Source organism: Ignavibacterium sp. (assembly GCF_025998815.1).
Lineage (GTDB): Bacteria > Bacteroidota > Ignavibacteria > Ignavibacteriales > Ignavibacteriaceae > Ignavibacterium.
Genome location: NZ_AP026678.1, coordinates 1547389 through 1564363, shown reverse-complemented (window position 1 = coordinate 1564363; position 16975 = coordinate 1547389). Strand labels below are relative to the sequence as shown.

The 16975-nt window shown below is 33.5% G+C and carries 13 protein-coding genes and 1 pseudogene; 5 read left to right on the top strand and 9 right to left on the bottom strand.

Annotated features, from left to right (window positions below):
- Positions 1–7: 7 nt before the first annotated feature.
- Both Q0X14_RS06765 and Q0X14_RS06760 read right to left on the bottom strand, forming a co-directional pair.
- The gene (locus Q0X14_RS06765; protein ID WP_297844237.1) at positions 8–910 is read right to left on the bottom strand and encodes a nucleotidyl transferase AbiEii/AbiGii toxin family protein; all 903 of its coding nucleotides are present in this window, start codon (positions 908–910) and stop codon (positions 8–10) included.
- On the bottom strand, positions 907–1503 hold the full coding sequence (locus Q0X14_RS06760) for a type IV toxin-antitoxin system AbiEi family antitoxin domain-containing protein (RefSeq protein WP_297844236.1): 597 nt from the start codon (positions 1501–1503) through the stop codon (positions 907–909). Before Q0X14_RS06760 ends, Q0X14_RS06765 begins: the two co-directional genes overlap by 4 nt.
- A 217-nt stretch (positions 1504–1720) precedes the next feature.
- On the opposite strand from Q0X14_RS06760, the gene Q0X14_RS06755 reads away from it, so the two are divergent.
- A complete protein-coding gene (locus Q0X14_RS06755) occupies positions 1721–6832 on the top strand; it encodes an amino acid permease (protein WP_297844233.1) in 5112 nt (1703 codons plus the stop codon).
- The gene (locus Q0X14_RS06750; RefSeq protein WP_297844230.1) at positions 6829–7563 is read left to right on the top strand and encodes a mechanosensitive ion channel family protein; all 735 of its coding nucleotides are present in this window, start codon (positions 6829–6831) and stop codon (positions 7561–7563) included. The genes Q0X14_RS06755 and Q0X14_RS06750 overlap by 4 nt, the downstream gene beginning before the upstream one ends.
- Before the next feature lie 35 nt (positions 7564–7598).
- Here the strand turns inward: Q0X14_RS06750 and Q0X14_RS06745 are convergent.
- The 7 genes and pseudogenes from Q0X14_RS06745 to Q0X14_RS06715 form a co-directional block, all read right to left on the bottom strand.
- Positions 7599–8117: pseudogene (locus Q0X14_RS06745) on the bottom strand (transposase); the annotation flags it as partial.
- Between the two features lie 97 nt (positions 8118–8214).
- Positions 8215–10386: a methylmalonyl-CoA mutase gene (gene scpA, locus Q0X14_RS06740; protein ID WP_297844226.1), complete on the bottom strand. Its 2172-nt coding sequence runs from the start codon at positions 10384–10386 to the stop codon at positions 8215–8217.
- Positions 10387–10498: 112 nt separating this feature from the next.
- Positions 10499–12658: a methylmalonyl-CoA mutase family protein gene (locus Q0X14_RS06735; RefSeq protein ID WP_297844224.1), complete on the bottom strand. Its 2160-nt coding sequence runs from the start codon at positions 12656–12658 to the stop codon at positions 10499–10501.
- A 151-nt stretch (positions 12659–12809) separates the two neighbouring features.
- Complete coding sequence (locus Q0X14_RS06730) at positions 12810–13298, bottom strand: PD-(D/E)XK nuclease superfamily protein (protein ID WP_297844221.1); 489 nt, start codon at positions 13296–13298, stop codon at positions 12810–12812.
- Positions 13256–14287 carry a Dam family site-specific DNA-(adenine-N6)-methyltransferase gene (locus Q0X14_RS06725; RefSeq protein WP_297844219.1) on the bottom strand — a complete coding sequence of 344 codons (1032 nt, stop codon included), beginning with the start codon at positions 14285–14287 and terminating at the stop codon, positions 13256–13258. Before Q0X14_RS06725 ends, Q0X14_RS06730 begins: the two co-directional genes overlap by 43 nt.
- Positions 14288–14408: 121 nt before the next feature.
- Complete coding sequence (locus tag Q0X14_RS06720) at positions 14409–14639, bottom strand: hypothetical protein (protein ID WP_297844216.1); 231 nt, start codon at positions 14637–14639, stop codon at positions 14409–14411.
- 140 nt (positions 14640–14779) lie between these two features.
- On the bottom strand, positions 14780–15292 hold the full coding sequence (locus tag Q0X14_RS06715; protein WP_297844213.1) for a PepSY domain-containing protein: 513 nt from the start codon (positions 15290–15292) through the stop codon (positions 14780–14782).
- 137 nt (positions 15293–15429) lie between these two features.
- Here Q0X14_RS06715 and Q0X14_RS06710 point away from each other — a divergent pair, with 137 nt between their 5' ends.
- From Q0X14_RS06710 to Q0X14_RS06700, 3 genes are all read left to right on the top strand, one after another.
- Positions 15430–15951, top strand: coding sequence for a hypothetical protein (locus tag Q0X14_RS06710; protein WP_297844210.1), 522 nt, complete (start codon positions 15430–15432; stop codon positions 15949–15951).
- 62 nt (positions 15952–16013) lie between these two features.
- On the top strand, positions 16014–16415 hold the full coding sequence (locus Q0X14_RS06705; RefSeq protein ID WP_297844207.1) for a zf-TFIIB domain-containing protein: 402 nt from the start codon (positions 16014–16016) through the stop codon (positions 16413–16415).
- Positions 16412–16969, top strand: coding sequence for a LemA family protein (locus tag Q0X14_RS06700; RefSeq protein WP_297844205.1), 558 nt, complete (start codon positions 16412–16414; stop codon positions 16967–16969). Before Q0X14_RS06705 ends, Q0X14_RS06700 begins: the two co-directional genes overlap by 4 nt.
- Positions 16970–16975: the final 6 nt, after the last annotated feature.

Genomic DNA, 16975 nt, shown 5'->3' with positions numbered 1-16975 from the left:
TTAAGGATTATTCCCATTCCCATTTCTCTGGATTCCAATTATTCTCTGTCTTAGATTCGAATACAGGTTGTATAAAAGATTGAATTAGTGAAACTACTTCGGGGAAACTTTTTGTGTTTTCTAATTTATTTCTGGCAATAAATGCTTCCCACAGTTTTTGAAACCCATCATTTTCTATGAACTGGTCCGCAAAGATAGTTTTACTTAATTCTAAATTGGTTGATCTATTCTTAAATGTTGTCGTGATTGCCTGAATTAGTTTTTGTTTTTTGAAATCATAATTTTCTGCAAAAAACAGAATATCATAAAAATCTTTCATTCTGCTTGTTTGTAATTGTAGAGAAACTATCGCTTCAAACTTTTCAGCAATTGCAGTTTCAATTGAATAAACTTTTAATCTTGGTGCAGGAAAATCAAGTAGTGTTGGAAATTCAATTTCCACCGGACCTGCAGTAATTTTATCACCAAATCCGATATCAAGTTGAATTCTTTCTCTGGAATTTTCCAGATATGCATAAAACTTAATTCTTACACCTTTATAATCGCCGTGCTCAGTTATGTATTCAGCTTCAATGGAATCAGAATCGAACCTTAATCCGTCATCGAACTTAATTTGCAGGATTTCTTTAATTAGTTCGAGCAAATCATCAATCTCATTTGGAATTTTTGAGCCTAGAAAATCAATATCTCTTGTAGGACGATTTCTGCTTATATTATGGGCAACGAATAACAACGCGCCTTTCAAAATAAGATTGTTTGAATAAATTGACTTTGAAAGGCGATATAAAAATCTTTCCTGCATATACTGACTAACTATGCTTTGAAATTCCAGTCCGGATTGGGTTGATATATTTCTTAATCTTTCTTTAACCGATGCAGCAATATTTTTTATTTCTTTTTTCCCTCTCACGATAGTATTGCCTTAATCAACGGTTCGATTTTCTTTTTTACTCCACAAATTTCTGCGTACTCAATAAGCTTTGGAATATTTCTTTCTTTTCTATTTTGCAGATACGTTTTTAGTGATTCAACAGCAATATCCTCGCCTATCTTTTTCATATATCTAAAAAGATCTCCAATAGTTTTTTCTCTGTTATATATCCTTACAATTCCACTTTTTGTTTTTAGGGTTTCAATTCCTGGTGAGTAATAACTATCTGCGAAGTAATAAACTTTTATTGGTGGATAACTAAGTACAAATTTATCGGTGTTATTTGGAACTGCAACATAAATTTCCGATGGATTAAATGTTGTTAGTTCATAATAACTGGCTGCCGAAAGCATACAAATAACAGCTCGTCTATTAGCATGGCATACTTCGACAAAACCTTCATGTTCATCACGCTCATAGTTTACAAGTTTGTAAAGACCAGGCTTAATTTTTTCAATTAGACCAATTTCAATTGCTTTCGCAATATCACGGGTTTGAATACCTGAAGAGCGGAGTTCCTTCATTCTCGCATATCCGTTATTTTTTTTAAATATTTTAATAATTTTTTCCATAATTCATATCTTGAATCGTTTGCAAGGTAAATATAGTAAATTTACCTTGAAATTGATTCATTAACTTTATTTACTGCCAAAAAAAATACATTGGCAGAACTTTAGAAACAAAAGTTTTTTGTATTTGTCGTTCGTTAATATTGTTTTTCTTCTAAAAACTTAATCAAAATCTGCAAATAAATTTTATTAAATTGCCGCAGCAAAAATTTTAATCTTTATGGCAAAGTCAAAAAAAATTGGAACCTTTGGTGGTGTTTTCACTCCATCAATACTCACCATTCTTGGCGTAATAATGTATTTAAGACTTCCCTGGATTGCAGGCCAGGCAGGTCTTTATATGACAATCGGAATAATTCTTCTGGCACATCTGATTTCTGTTACTACAGGATTAAGTGTCTCCTCAATTGCGACAGATAAAAAAGTTCAGGCCGGCGGTACATATTACATGATTTCAAGAAGTCTTGGTTTACCAATCGGTGGCACACTTGGACTTGCTTTATTTGTCGGTCTTTCATTCAGTGTTAGTTTATATCTGATTGGTTTTGCAGAAAGTTTCTTAAGTTACTGGAATCTTCCGATGGATAAAAACACAATCAGGATGACAGGTACAATAGTTTTGATTGCCGTAACTATAATTACTTTTATAAGCACATCGCTCGCAATAAAAACACAATACTTCATAATGGCTGCAATAGGATTGTCCCTTCTTTCAATAATATTGGGAAATCATCAATACGCTCCGAGCGAACCGACACTATTACCATCAGAGACTGCTGCACCGTTTATAGTATTGTTTGGAATCTTTTTTCCTGCTGTAACAGGATTCGAAGCCGGCGTTTCTATGTCGGGCGATTTAAAGGATCCCAAGAAATCAATTCCATTAGGAACTATTTCCGCAATTGTAATTGGGTTGGTTGTTTATATACTTCTTGCATTCTTTTTTTCCACACAGGTCAGTCCTGAGCTTCTGGAAAACGATCCCAAAGCATTATTCAAAATTGCACTGATTCCGGAACTTGTAATTGCAGGAATTTGGGGTGCTACTCTTTCTTCGGCATTAGGAAGTATCTTAGGTGCCCCAAGAATTTTACAGGCAACATCCACGGATAAAATTACTCCCGAATTTTTTGGAGTTGGATTTGGCGAATCCAATGAACCAAGAAACGCTTTAATGTTAACTTTTATTATTGCTGAAGCCGGAATACTTATAGGTGAACTGGATGTTATCGCAAGAATAGTTTCTATGTTCTTTATTACTACATATGGTTTCCTGAATCTTAGTTGTGCCATTGAAGGTTGGGCAAGTTCAGACTTTTACCCATCGTTTAAAGTACCCGGAATCGTTAGTCTTATTGGCTCTGTTGCCTGTTTTATTGTAATGATTCAACTTGATTTTGTTGCCATGATTGGTGCAACAATTATTCTCGGTGCTTTATTTATTTATCTGAAACGAAAAGAACTTACTTTGGAAAGTGGTGATACTTGGGAAGGTGTATGGGCTTCATTAGTGAGAACCGGATTGACAAAACTTAAGGGAAGAGTTAAATCTGTAAGAAACTGGAGACCAAATATTATTCTTTTCAGCGGTGGTCTTCAAAACAGACCACACCTTGTTGAAATGAGTAAAGCAATTGCCGGAAAATTGGGCGTTATTTCAAATTTTGATTTTATTGAAGACCCTGATTCTGAGACGTTATTCGATTCGGCAATTAAAGAAGCCGAACAACAAATTGATGCAATTGCCGAAGGAATTTTTTCCAAAAAACTTAAATGCAAAAATATTTATCAGGGTATTGAAACTATCACAAGAATTTATGGTTTTACAGGTATTGAACCGAACACAGTTCTGATGGGATGGGCAAGAAATACAAAATATCCCGACCAATTTGCAAGGTTGATTGACGACCTTAATAAAATGGATTATAATATTGTCTTTCTTGATTATGATAATGAACGAGGTTTTGGAAGCAGAAAGACTATTGACCTTTGGTGGCGCGGTTACGGTAATAACTTTTCATTTGCTTTAACCATTCTAAGATTTATTCGCTCCAGTTCACTTTGGAAAGAGGCAACATTAAGAATTCTTTTTATTGTTGATGAAGATGTAAATGTTGAACGGGTTTTTAAAAATGCAAATCAGGTTTTAGAGCAATACAGAATTGAAGCAGAAATAAAAATTTTAAGAGAACAGAGTAAAAGCAAAACACCTCTTGATATAATTATATCAGAATCCGCTTCTACTGATTTGATAATTCTTGGCATTTCCGACGAATCGCTGAAAAACCCTGATTCCTATATTAAAAAAATGAATGAGTTTATGGATAAAATCGGAACGGTAATGCTCATTCATTCATCTTCATTTTTTGAAAAGATTGATATAGGAATATTAAGAAAAACAGGTGAAACTGCTCATGAAAAAATAGAAACCGAAATCACTCCACTCCCTGAAGTTATAGGGAGTGCACTTGCTGGAAATCTTCGCAAACTTGACGAAGATATGATCTCAATTATAAAAACATTCAGTGATGAAACAATATTATTTTATTCTGCCAAACACAGTGAGCTTTTAAGCAAACTGGGAAATTTAGCTGGAAGACAATTTAATATTTTGGAAAAAGCTTTGGGTGAATCTGGTATGCCAAGATTGAGGAAACTGGCTCATAAGACACTAAATGATCTTTTATTTCATATTTACAGAATTACAGAAGAGTATAGTACGGAATATGAAAAAAAATATCAGACAACTTTTGATTCCGCATTGGAATCATTTGAGAATCAGACAAAGGATTTGATTGAACACTATCCTGATTATTTCAATCTTCATTTTGAAAAAGATGCATTCAAATCAGATAAAAATGACAATGTAAGGTTAAGATTTTTCAAGCTCAGAAAACGAATTTCAGCCTCACTGAGTAAAAAAGTTTTGTCTGTAAAATTAAATTTCAGAAAGCTGCTTCAATACTATATTCTTCATAAACAAAAAGTACGCTTGGCTGATGTATTAAATGAGGCAGGTGTAAGTGTTCATACTTTCTTTTCGGATTTAAAAATATTCATTTTATCACTACACGACTCACTTGAAAAAATTTGTATTGAATGTGAAAATGGTAATTACTCTTCTGAACTTATTAAAAGTGAACGGGAAAAAATTCAGGATAAGCTGACAAAAATTCAATCTTTCCTTTCAGAAAATGCAGCCGGATTGAGAAAGAGATATGTTATAAGCTGGAGAAATGATCTGATGGAAATAAATGAAATGGCTGCAACTCCGACTGTAAATTATCTAATTAAGAAAAAACTTAGAACCAGGAAATCCGAGAAAGTAAAAATTGATTACGCTGATAAATTTTCTTTTGTCTTCAGAGAAAATTATAATTTATTTATTTCGGATCTTAAACTTGAAACAGTTGATTTACGACTCAAAGGCAGAATTAAATCGGTTAAAGAAGATGTGGTTCAATCTTTCTCCGAATACTTACTTAATAAGATTTTAAAACCGATTGAAGAAATCAAAAATGAAATTGATGAAGTCAACGGTGGTAAAATTCCTGCCATCTCTCTGCCTGAATTCAGTGACCCATCATCCGACTTGTTAAAAGAAGTGGAAGAAAATTTATCAATAACAGAAGAGTTCTTTGAAACTTTTCCTGAAAAAACGGATGTTCCTTCCGACGATTTTATTACTGAAATAAGCAGAGGAGAATTCAATCCTGCGGATGTAAAATCAATAAACTTCAGAAGGTTGGCTGAAATCCTGATTGAAACAGCATTTGCTGAACCGATTATCAAAGATGTTGAAAAAATTGGCGAGTTATTATCTGAATTGAATGAAAATCTTAGAGATGCGATAAACCTGGCTAACTTTAATATTAGTTCTCTGGAAGATGAAACTCCCGACAGGCAAAAACTTATTGAGGATTATTTAACTTCACTGAAACAAAAGCTGGATAAATTTTCTAACGAAGCAGTAGGAATACTGGAAAACTTTATTGCCTCAATCGAAAAGCATTACAAACTTATCAGTGAAATGTTAAATCCGTTTTCACTTAAAAGAACTTCGGAAGAAATGGGGCTTTTAGTTAGAAAACAGGAAAGCAGAAAACTACTTCAATCTGTTTCAGATTCTTTTGAACAGGCTCAGGAAGCGGCTAAGCGGGTTCTTGTTGATTTAATTTACGGAAAGAGCAAGGGAATTATCTTTGCAAGAAAACAAAAAAGCTATTCAAAAACACCAGGTTCCACAATCGGTGAAGTTCTGCAATTCGTTAAATCCGTAAGTCCAAAACCGGATGTTTATTCTACATTACCAAATTATTATAAAAAATTATTCAGCTGTTCATCCAGAATCAGCAAAGATTTCTGGGTCGAAATGAGAAGTGAAATGCAAACTGCCTCAGCTGCACTGAATTATTATAAGTCCGGCTATCATGGTGCGTTGCTGATTCTTGGTGAAAGAAATTCCGGTAAAACAACGCTTTCGGGTATGATTGCAAATAAATATTTCAGAGCTGACAGAATATTTTCACTTCGTTCACCGGCAAACAGCACTTCAAATGTTTCAGACTTTGAAAAATTTCTTCGCAGACATATAAACTTGTCCGGTTCTATTGATAGTGTTTTCAATACTTTGCCATCGGATTGCGCTATGATAATTAACGATTTGGAAATCTGGTGGGAAAGAAATGAATCCGGTTTTGAAGTTGTGGATTTAATTTCAGATCTGGTAAGAAAATATTCTGATAAAATATTATTTATAATTAATTGTAACATTCATTCTTTTCAATTAATAAATAAAATAAAAAGGATCGATGATCTCTTTATTTCCTCAATTCTTTGTGAACCTTTTAATTCTGAAAATCTTAAAGAATTGATTTTACGCAGACATAATTCAAGCGGACTGATGTTTCAATTAGGTAATAAAGATGAAGAACAGATTGGAGAATTAAAACTTGCAGGATTGTTTGACAGGTACTTCGATTATTATGATGGAAATCCCGGAACGGCAATGAACGGTTGGCTTGCGAATATTAAAAAGTATGATAGCAATAAACTGATTATTCAGAATCCGGCTATTTACGATTTAAGCCCTCTGGAAGAATTGAATGAAGACTGGCTCATTTATCTCGCTCAGATTTCTCTTCACAGAAGAATTTCGCTTGAATCACTATTGAAAGTGATGAAGGCAAATGAGAAATCAGGTGCAGATATTGTCAGAACTTTACTTCGAAGCGGATTAATAATTGAAAAATCCTCAAACGTTTATGGAATTAACTTATACATTGAACCATTTTTGATCAAAGTATTAAAAAAACGGATGCTGATAATATGATAATTACACCACACATTCCGGCATTTGAATCTGTAAGTTTTATAATTGTTGCAATTATACTTTACATCGCACTCAGAATAATTTTAAAATTATTCGTGATGCTTAAACTACCGGCGAATTTCTTACAATTTATTAAGAAACTTATACCTGTTCTGGATTTTGTTTTTGCAATTACTCTTGTCTATTGGTTGGTTATTGCTTTTTTCTCCGGTACTCAAATGTTACCTGTTATTCTATCGGTTGTTACAATAACACTAATTGCGCTTATTGCATGGTTCTGGTTCAGGGATTTTATAGCTGGAATAATTTTGAAGAGCGAAAATGATTTTTCGCTAAATACGAAAGTAAAAATTGAAAATAAATCTGGAACAATAGTTAAGACAACACTCAGACATATTGAAATAGAAACCGGTGAAGGTGAAAGAATTAAAATTCCTTACAGCAAATTAAGTGGTAGTACATTCAGTCAACTCTCAAATTCCGAGAAATATGAAAGTCATCTGATTACACTTACAACATCCGGCAAAACAGATTTTGAAAAAATAAGAGAAGAACTAAAAAGAAAAATTTATTTTTCGCCGTGGCATTTACCCGCAAAAGAGCCGGAGATAAATTTAGTTACGGATGAAAAAGGGGAAATGAGGATTGATATAAAAATAGCCACACTAAAACCCGAACATGCTGATTTGATAAGGAAAGAGTTATTAAAAGCCCAAACCTCCGAGGTTTAAGAAAACCCCGGAGGTTTTATAGAGAAGTTTAATTATTAAAAATCGTAAGTTACTTTTATTGATTTATCCATTAAAAACTTAATCATACTTTCTCTTGATTGAAAAAAGGATTCTACATATCTCACATCTGTCAAATTTCCATTCCGTAACCCAACTAAATCTTTTGCATTAGAAAATTCCCATTCTACAATATTATCTGCTAATTTGGCTTTCACAGGATTTTCAAGAATGTATTTTATTACCCAAACAAAATATGTTTCATCCTCAATTTGTTTACTTTTGGTTTTACTCTCGAACAATGTTCCGCTGTGTTGATATTTTTTATTTATGGATTTTACATAAGAATTTAGCAGTGAAGAAATGAATGAGGAAACAGAATATTCATCGGTTGTTTGTTTTAAAAATAAATGGAAGTGGTTAGGCATTAGACAGTAAGATAAAATCTTTATTTTATACTTATTGGAATAATATTTCATTCTTCTTAAAAAGTACAAATAATTTTCTCTTTCGTAAAAGATAGGGGATTTGTTGGCGCCTCTGTTGTAAAGATGATGATAAGTGTTTTTGTAATAGTTTCTCTTTTTTCCATATTAAAAATTATCTTCAAACCTCCGAGGTTTTAGAAACCTCGGAGGTTTAATGGTTTAATTCTTAGAATCTCTCATTTATCAATTCCATTATCTTTTTACCGGCTTCGGGAATTTTTGTACCGGGACCAAAGATTGCAGAGGCTCCGTGTTCATATAAATAATCATAATCCTGTGCGGGAATAACTCCGCCGCAAATTACGATTATATCTTCTCTTCCGAGTTTTTTCAATTCTTCAACTAGTTGAGGTAAAAGTGTTTTATGCCCACCGGCAAGTGAGCTCATTCCAACAACATGAACATCGTTTTCAACAGCTTGTTTAGCTGTTTCTTCTGGTGTCTGGAATAATGGACCAACATCAACATCAAATCCCATATCGGCGTATGCCGTTGCCACAACTTTCGCACCTCTGTCATGTCCATCCTGACCCATTTTGGCAATCATAATTCTTGGGCGACGTCCTTCGCGCTGAGCAAATTCATCTGTCAGTTTTCTTACCTCGTTGAAAAGCTGATCATCTTTTGAATATTCGCTGCTGTAAACTCCGGATATTGTTCTTGTCACTGCCTGATACCTTCCGCAAACTTTTTCAATTGCATAAGAAATTTCTCCGAGTGTTGCTCTTTTTCTTGCTGCATCAATTGCAAGTTCGAGCAAATTTCCTTTTCCTGATTTTGCCGCGTTTGTAATTGCATCAAGTGCTTGCTGAACTTCAGTTTCATTTCTTTTATTTTTTACTTCCTGAATTCTTTTTATCTGATTTTGTCTGACTGCTGTATTATCGACTTCAAGAATTTCAATTGGTTCTTCTTTTTCAAGTCTGTATTTATTAACACCAACGATTGTTTCTTTACCAGAGTCTATCCTTGCCTGTCTTCTTGCAGCAGCTTCTTCAATTCGCATTTTAGGAATGCCAGCTTCAATTGCTTTTGTCATTCCGCCATACGATTCAACTTCCAGAATATGTTCCCAACCTTTTTGTAAAAGTGCATCAGTTAATGCTTCAACATAATAAGAACCACCCCAAGGATCAATAACTTTTGTTATAAAAGTTTCATCCTGAAGATAAAGCTGCGTGTTTCTTGCAATTCTGGCTGAGAAGTCAGTAGGAAGAGCGATTGCTTCATCAAGTGAATTTGTATGAAGTGATTGTGTATGACCAAGTGCAGCTGCTAAAGCTTCAATGCAAGTGCGAACAACATTGTTGAAAGGATCTTGTTCAGATAAAGACCAACCGGAAGTTTGTGAGTGAGTTCGCAACGACATTGACTTTGGATTTTTGGGATTGAATTGTTTTATGATTTTTGCCCAGATTAATCGTGCAGCACGAAGCTTAGCAACTTCCATAAAATAATTCATTCCTTCTGCCCAAAAGAATGAAAGTCTTGGTGCGAAGTCATCTATATCCAAACCGGCTTTGATACCTGTTCTTACATATTCCAAACCATCAGATAATGTATAAGCCATCTCAAGGTCTGCAGTAGCACCGGCTTCCTGCATATGATATCCTGAAATTGAAATGCTGTTAAACTTGGGCATGTGTTTAGCAGTAAACTTGAAAATATCTGCGATGATTCGCATTGACATTTCAGGTGGATAAATATAAGTGTTGCGAACCATGTATTCTTTCAGAATATCATTCTGAATTGTTCCCGTTAACTGTTCGTGTTTGACTCCTTGCTCTTCTGCGGCAACTATGTAAAATGCCATTACCGGAATTACCGCTCCGTTCATCGTCATTGATACAGACATTTTATCAAGCGGAATCTGATCGAATAATATTTTCATATCTTCAACTGTATCAATTGCAACTCCTGCTTTACCCACATCACCAACAACTCTCGGATGATCTGAATCATATCCGCGATGAGTTGCAAGATCAAATGCAACCGATAATCCCATTTGTCCTTGTGCAAGATTACGACGATAGAATGCATTGCTTTCTTCTGCAGTTGAAAAACCAGCGTATTGTCTCACTGTCCAAGGTCGCTGAACATACATTGTTGAATATGGTCCGCGTAAGAATGGAGGTAATCCCGAGAGGTAATCAATGTGTTCAAGCTCTTTAATATCTTCTTGTGTATATAGAGGTTTGACAGGAATTTTTTCCATTGTTTCCCAGATGAAATCTTCAACTGATTTTCCGGTTTCCTGTTTAAACTTTTCTTTCCATTCAGTCCGGGAAATCTGCTTTGCCGATAAATCAAGTTTTATGTCTTTGAAATTTGGTTTCATATTATTTTTTTTAATTCTAATTCCCATGTCATCCTGAGCTTGTCGAAGGATGACGATTATTCTATTTTCATATTTACGTCACACTTCGACTTCGCTCAGTGTGACAATTGCTTTAATTCAATTTTAAAGTTTTATTTAATAAAGTTGAAAGGACTTTTTGCACATCTGCTCCGAGATAAATGAACTCATCAATTCCTGATTGCTTATGTTGCTCGATCTGATCTTTAGGATATCCAGCAAGAACTAAAATCGATTCGGGTGATTTTTCTTTTATTTTTCTTGCGAGTAGTGGAACAAGTTCGGGATATGTTTCATCAGTTGAACATATTGTAATTATCTCAGCACTTGAATTTATAGCAGCATCAACAGCTTCATCAGTTGTTTTAAATCCTTGCGAGGGATAAATAATTTCAAATCCACAAACTTCAAAAAATCCTCTTGAAAAATCTGCACGTGCTTTATATTGTTTCAATGTTCCCATAACCGCTAAAAATACTTTTGGTTTATGACCATATTTTTTTCTGAAATTTTCCGAAGCAAATCTAAGTTCTTCAAAAATTTCTGAAGCACGGTGAATTTCCAATGCATTAACTTTAATTTCTTCTTTACCAGTTGATCGAATAGAGCTTGCAACTTCACCAATTGCAGCACCGTCAATGTAAGCTTCAATGGCTGCTTCTACCAAATCATAGGATTTAGTGTCAGCAATTATCTGAAGTTTATCTAAAATGTTTTTATGCTTCTGATCATCACCACTAATTCTGTATTTCTGAATATACTCAACACGCTTTTTGTAAATTAGTTCGTAGTCTGGAGATTTTGGTTCATTCAATTCTTCTTTTGGATTAGCATACATATTTGTTCCAACTAAAACGGATTTTCTTTTCGCAAAATCTTTCTTTCTTGCTTCTGCAACTTTATTAACTTCATCCTGAATAAATCCTGTTTCAATTGCTTTAAACATTCCACCCGATTCGTCTATTTGCTGAAAAAGTTTCCATGCTGATTCTGCGAGTTGTGCAGTGAGACTTTCGACGAAAAATGATCCGGCTGCAGGATCGATTACCTGATCAAGATGAGATTCCTCTTTAAGAATTATCTGTGTATTACGGGCAATTCGTCTTGAAAAATTATCGGGAATGTCAAACACTTCATCAAAAGGACTTGTAGTCAGTGCATCAACTCCACCAACAACAGCAGAGAATGCTTCTGTAGTTGTTCGAAGCATATTTACATAAGGATCAATTATAGTCTGATTATATTGGGATGTTTTACCGTGTATATAAATTTTTCGGTTATCTTCAGAAACATTGTATTGTTTAAGAATGTTATTCCACAAAATTCTTGCTGCCCTTAGCTTAGCAATTTCCATAAAGTAGAACGAACTGATTCCGAATGTAAATTTAAACCTCTTTACAACTTCCTCAATCGCCAGACCTCTGTTAAGCATTTCTTCCAGATACTCAACAGCAGTTGCAAACACAAATGCAAGCTCCTGAACCGCATTAGCCCCGGCATTGTTGTAATTCAATCCGCTTACTCCAATTGTTCTTATCGGAGAATTGGAACGAATCATCAGTTGAGTTGAAAATTTTATTTCATCAAAAATTTGTTTGAATGAATAAGGAAGAAATCCGTGCTTTAAAAGAAAATCGTACGGGTCTGATGTGATTGATCCTTTTAGATTCATCAGACTTAAGCGAAGCTCTCTTGTGAATGCAGCATACAACAATGTAAAAGGTAACGCAGAGAAGCCCGCATTAATATGAATGGGATGTTTTGTCAAATCGATGTTATCAAACAGTACCTGCATTTTTCTTATTCCGGAAATCGAAAGCCCACCTTTACCAACTTCGCCGGGTTTGGATTGGTCTGCATCAATACCAAGTTGAGTTGGTAAATCAAGATTAATATTTATGCTTTCAAGACCTCGCTGTAAATCGTGCTTTAGAGCTTCATTCAATTCTTCGGGCAATGCATAAGAGTATTCCTGAGCAATTTCCCACGCGGAAGAATGATAACCTGAAGCTTTAGTTCCACGCACAAAATTTTCGAAACTTGGATAATTATTCAGAAAAGGAATGTCTTTAATATCATTTGAAGTGTAAATTGGTTGAAGGTCAATTCCCTCGTAAGTTTTCGTAACTAATTTTTTCTCAAAGGATTCGCCTTTAAGGTCTGATTCAACTTGTTTTTTCCATTCATCAAAAGAAGGAACGGGGAAATCTTTTTTAAGATTAATCTTTTCTTCGAGTTTAATTTCAGCACTCATAAATTCTCTCCGAATTCGTAAAATTTATTGCTCAAAATTACAAAATAAGCTTCAAAGCTCACTGGTAATTTTTAACAGAAATGATTTATTGCCGAAAGTGATGTGATGCAGATAAATGTTAAATGTGAAATAAAATGATTATCTCAATTTTTTATATAAAAGTTTTATTAGCCCAAGTAAAAAAATCTGTAAGATTAAATACAAGAATATCTTTTTGCTCACTATTTTGATTGGTATATCTTTTTTTCTCGACAGATTCTTTAAGCCATTTTATTGCTCCTTCTTTCCAACCTCTACCATCGATTAAAATTAGAATTTTATCTTCGGGCATCGCTTCAATTACATTTAAGTACAAGTAAGGGAGTTTTTCATCTACAGAACCACTAGTTTGTTGCCACTTGCACTCAATTCTGATTGTACAGTTATATTTTTTAGAAATTAAAAGAAATTCAGTGTTACCTTTGTGCTTATATATTGTTGTATAGGGGACATTGGTAAGCAATAATTCATCCCCAAATTTATGAGGTGTTTTAATCCAATCTCGATACTTTACAATTTTAAATCCTTTACCAGAAAGAACTGTTTTAACAGCGGCTTCTAGCTGATTACCTGTAATGTTGCCTTTTTGTCCTTTTCCCATAAGTAATTAGAATAGTTTGTGATAACTAGCTCATTAATAGCGCCTCTTTTAGTCCCAATAGAGTTGATCATTCTTTTTGCAGGAATTCTATGAATGTTAAAACCAGAATAAAGCTTGTCAAAATAGTTATCATTTGGGTTTACATTCTTAGGATCAGAATTGCTGAGCATCAATTTGTGACCATTTTTGTGTAAGAATTTGAATAATTTGGCTAATTCTTTTTGTTCTAAGTCAGAAAAAGTATGATGACTATATGAATTAAAATTTGAGGTTGTGCTTAAGGGTCTGTAAGGCGGATCAAAGTAGATAAAGGAATGATCTGAAAGATCATTTTGAACTTCTCTGAAATCACCGGCTTTAATTGTGGCAAGTTGAAGGACCTTGTTAACTAATAGTAAATTATCCTCATCACAAATTTTGGGATTATCATAATCCCCAGCTGGTGAATTAAATTCCCCTTTAGAGTTAACACGATAAAGTCCATTATAACAAGTCCTGTTCAAAAATATTAATTGTGCTGCTCTTGGTATCCAATTTTCAGAGTAATATTTGTAATTAATGTTAAATCGTTGCAAATTATAGTTAGTTCTTTGTTCGTAATAAAATTCATGCTTCTCCTTTTTATTCAGTCTAGAATATACTTTCTGATAATCATAAAGATAATCTAGCAGTTTATTTATATCCTGTTGAATTACTTTATAAGTAATTATCAACTCATCATTAATATCATATAAATAAGCATTTTCAATTCTAAAATTTTGAACAATATGAAAAAATACGGCTCCACTACCCAAAAATGGTTCATAATAATTTTTGATAACACCAACTTTGAGTTCAAACGGATACAATTCCTTAAACTTATCTAATAATTGACTTTTTCCACCAGCCCACTTTAAAAAGGGTTTAGCACCTATATTATATTCATAGAATAGATCTTTAACCTCCCCTGAATCTTTCTTTTCGTTTATATACTTGTTTTGTTTAATCATGGTATATCATTAAATAAAATTCTTGTTAATAATTTTATGTAATTTTTATGAAAGAATATTGCTTTTATAATAAATAAAAATTCTATAATAATTTAATTCATAATTTATGTAATATCAAACCTCAAGCCGGTGGATTCCAGGTTGATAAGTCCGGTTTTTCATTTTCTGATAAAGAATTTTTAACTTCAACAATTCTGAATATTGTACGGTTGAAAATTCTGAATGAATTTTCAATGAACAAACGCATTGATTCAATATCATTCATATCAGGTTCATTGTGGGTAGCTTCAATCATATCTTCATAAATCTGATCAAGAAGTTTTATTTCATTCTGAAAATTTTTTGTGGTCATAATAAATTCCTTAAAAAGTGATGACGAAAAATAAGCAAAGTATCTGAGATGGTTGGAAAGATTTAAAAAGAAAATGTCACTCCTGAAAATGAATTTGTGGAATAAAATTCATTTAGAGTGACATTGCCAAACAAGACTGATTAGCTTTTTATTCTTACTACATTTCCATTAGTTGCATTAATTCTTACTTCCCATTCTTTACCTGAAGAAATTCTGAATCTGTATTGCCACATATTATCGCTTAAATCAAATTCAAGTTTCCACTCAATTATATTTCCGTTTACTGAACTCAATGCAATCTGCTTTGCTGCCGAATAGTTGATTAATCCATTTTCAGGTTCAACTTCATAATTAAATGATGGTGTTAATCCTTTAATTTCCTTCAACTGATTGTTGCTTACAAAGTACTCAAACTTTACAATCCCACCATCACCGGGCATATCAACCTTTACTTCCCAATGAGCTCCATTGTTTATTTGTGTTGTTGAAACAACCGAAACCTGTCCGTTTGATTTTGTCATATTTGAAGTCTTTTGTAAAACAGATGTCTGATCACCACTGCTGAGATTTGGAGCAGTTGATGAATCATCTTTACAAGCAGAGAAAAGAAAAACGCTGCTGATTAATACTACCGAAAAAATTATTCGTAACATATTTAACTCCTTTTGTTTGTTATATAATTGTTTGTTCTGAACAATTAGTGCAGCAGAGTTAATTAAAGTGACATCTTATGAAAATTCTTTTATTCGGAGTATTTTAGAATTAAATAAAATCACTAAAGGAGTAATTCGTGAAAAAATTTCTTTTCGCAATAATTTGCTTACACACACTTACATTTGCTCAGCAACAGATAAGCAAGCCAAAATATGATGTCTTTAATTTCGAAAAGACAGTCAACTTACCGGGAACACCGGAACAGGTTTATGATCTTGCAACAGGAGATATAAGCGGTTGGTGGGATCATTCGTTTTCAGAAAAACCAAAAAAATTTTTAATTGAACCAAAACCTGGCGGAGGATTTTATGAAATTTTTGATGATGAAGGAAATGGTGTTCTTCACGCGACAGTAATTTATGCCCAGAGAGGAAAAATGCTCAGGTTTGATGGACCACTGGGACTTTCTGGTTTAGCTGTAAAGATGGTTACCACTTATTCATTTGAAAAAGTTGGAAATGATTCTACCTTAATGAAAGTTGAAATTCACGGTTCAGGGGAAATTGCAGAAGGCATTCCTTCAATTGTTGAGAAGGTCTGGGAACATTTTATTTTTGAACGGTTTAAACCTTATGTTGAAAAAGTAATAAAAAAATAATCTTCAGAAATTTTTATAAACTTCAATTAAATATGATATTTGTAAAAACAAATTGAGCATTTATGAATTGTCCTGTTTGTAAAGAGCCAATGATTATTCTTGAATTGAATAAAGTCGAGATTGACTTTTGTCCAAATTGTTCAGGGATATGGCTTGATGAAGGTGAACTTGAATTGCTTTATTCAATTGATAAACCGGATAATGAATTACAAAAACTTTTTCAGCAAACAACTTCTTCAAAAGAAAAATCTTACAAGTGCCCGATTTGCAGAAAGCGAATGATCAAAACACAATTTAGTAATACTGATTTGATTTTGGACAGATGTCCTCAAAATCATGGTATTTGGTTCGACAAGGGAGAACTTGAAAAAGTATTAACAATAAAATCTAATTCTTCATCTGAAAAAATTCTTGCTTTATTAAAAGACATGTTTTCATACAACAAAAGCCAGGAGGCAGAATGATTTACTTCATCATTTTTATAGTGTTAATTGTTCTCATTATTCTTTTCTTCGTATCAATTTATAATGCACTTATTCGTTTGAGAAATCAGGTTAAAAATGCGTGGGCACAAATTGATGTTCAGCTTAAAAGACGACACGACCTTATTCCAAACCTTATAGAAACAGTAAAAGGATATATGACACACGAGCGTCAGATAATGGAAAACATTACAAAGTATAGAAGTCAGGCGATGAATGCACAAACAGTTGGTGAGAAGGCACAGGCAGAATCATTACTGAGTGGTGCTCTTGGTCAGCTTCGTGTTCAGGTTGAAAATTATCCTGACTTAAAAGCTAATCAGAATTTCCTTGCATTACAGGAAGAACTGACTGCAACGGAAAATAAAATTTCATTTGCACGACAGAATTACAACGATCAGGTTTTAATGTACAATAACAAGATTCAAATGTTCCCATCGAATATTGTTGCAGGAATGTTCAACTTCAAAGAAGAAGAATTTTTCGAACTTAAAGATCAGGCGGAAAAAGAAGTTCCTAAAGTCAGCTTCAATTAATTTTTT

Bases quoted from the DNA above. Each gene is read 5' to 3' on its own strand.
- Q0X14_RS06760 (WP_297844236.1), bottom strand. From the start codon at position 1,503: ATGGAAAAAATTATTAAAATATTTAAAAAAAATAACGGATATGCGAGA.
- Q0X14_RS06755 (WP_297844233.1), top strand. From the start codon at position 1,721: ATGGCAAAGTCAAAAAAAATTGGAACCTTTGGTGGTGTTTTCACTCCA.
- Q0X14_RS06750 (WP_297844230.1), top strand. From the start codon at position 6,829: ATGATAATTACACCACACATTCCGGCATTTGAATCTGTAAGTTTTATA.
- scpA (WP_297844226.1), bottom strand. From the start codon at position 10,386: ATGAAACCAAATTTCAAAGACATAAAACTTGATTTATCGGCAAAGCAG.
- Q0X14_RS06735 (WP_297844224.1), bottom strand. From the start codon at position 12,658: ATGAGTGCTGAAATTAAACTCGAAGAAAAGATTAATCTTAAAAAAGAT.
- Q0X14_RS06730 (WP_297844221.1), bottom strand. From the start codon at position 13,298: ATGGGAAAAGGACAAAAAGGCAACATTACAGGTAATCAGCTAGAAGCC.
- Q0X14_RS06725 (WP_297844219.1), bottom strand. From the start codon at position 14,287: ATGATTAAACAAAACAAGTATATAAACGAAAAGAAAGATTCAGGGGAG.
- Q0X14_RS06720 (WP_297844216.1), bottom strand. From the start codon at position 14,639: ATGACCACAAAAAATTTTCAGAATGAAATAAAACTTCTTGATCAGATT.
- Q0X14_RS06715 (WP_297844213.1), bottom strand. From the start codon at position 15,292: ATGTTACGAATAATTTTTTCGGTAGTATTAATCAGCAGCGTTTTTCTT.
- Q0X14_RS06705 (WP_297844207.1), top strand. From the start codon at position 16,014: ATGAATTGTCCTGTTTGTAAAGAGCCAATGATTATTCTTGAATTGAAT.
- Q0X14_RS06700 (WP_297844205.1), top strand. From the start codon at position 16,412: ATGATTTACTTCATCATTTTTATAGTGTTAATTGTTCTCATTATTCTT.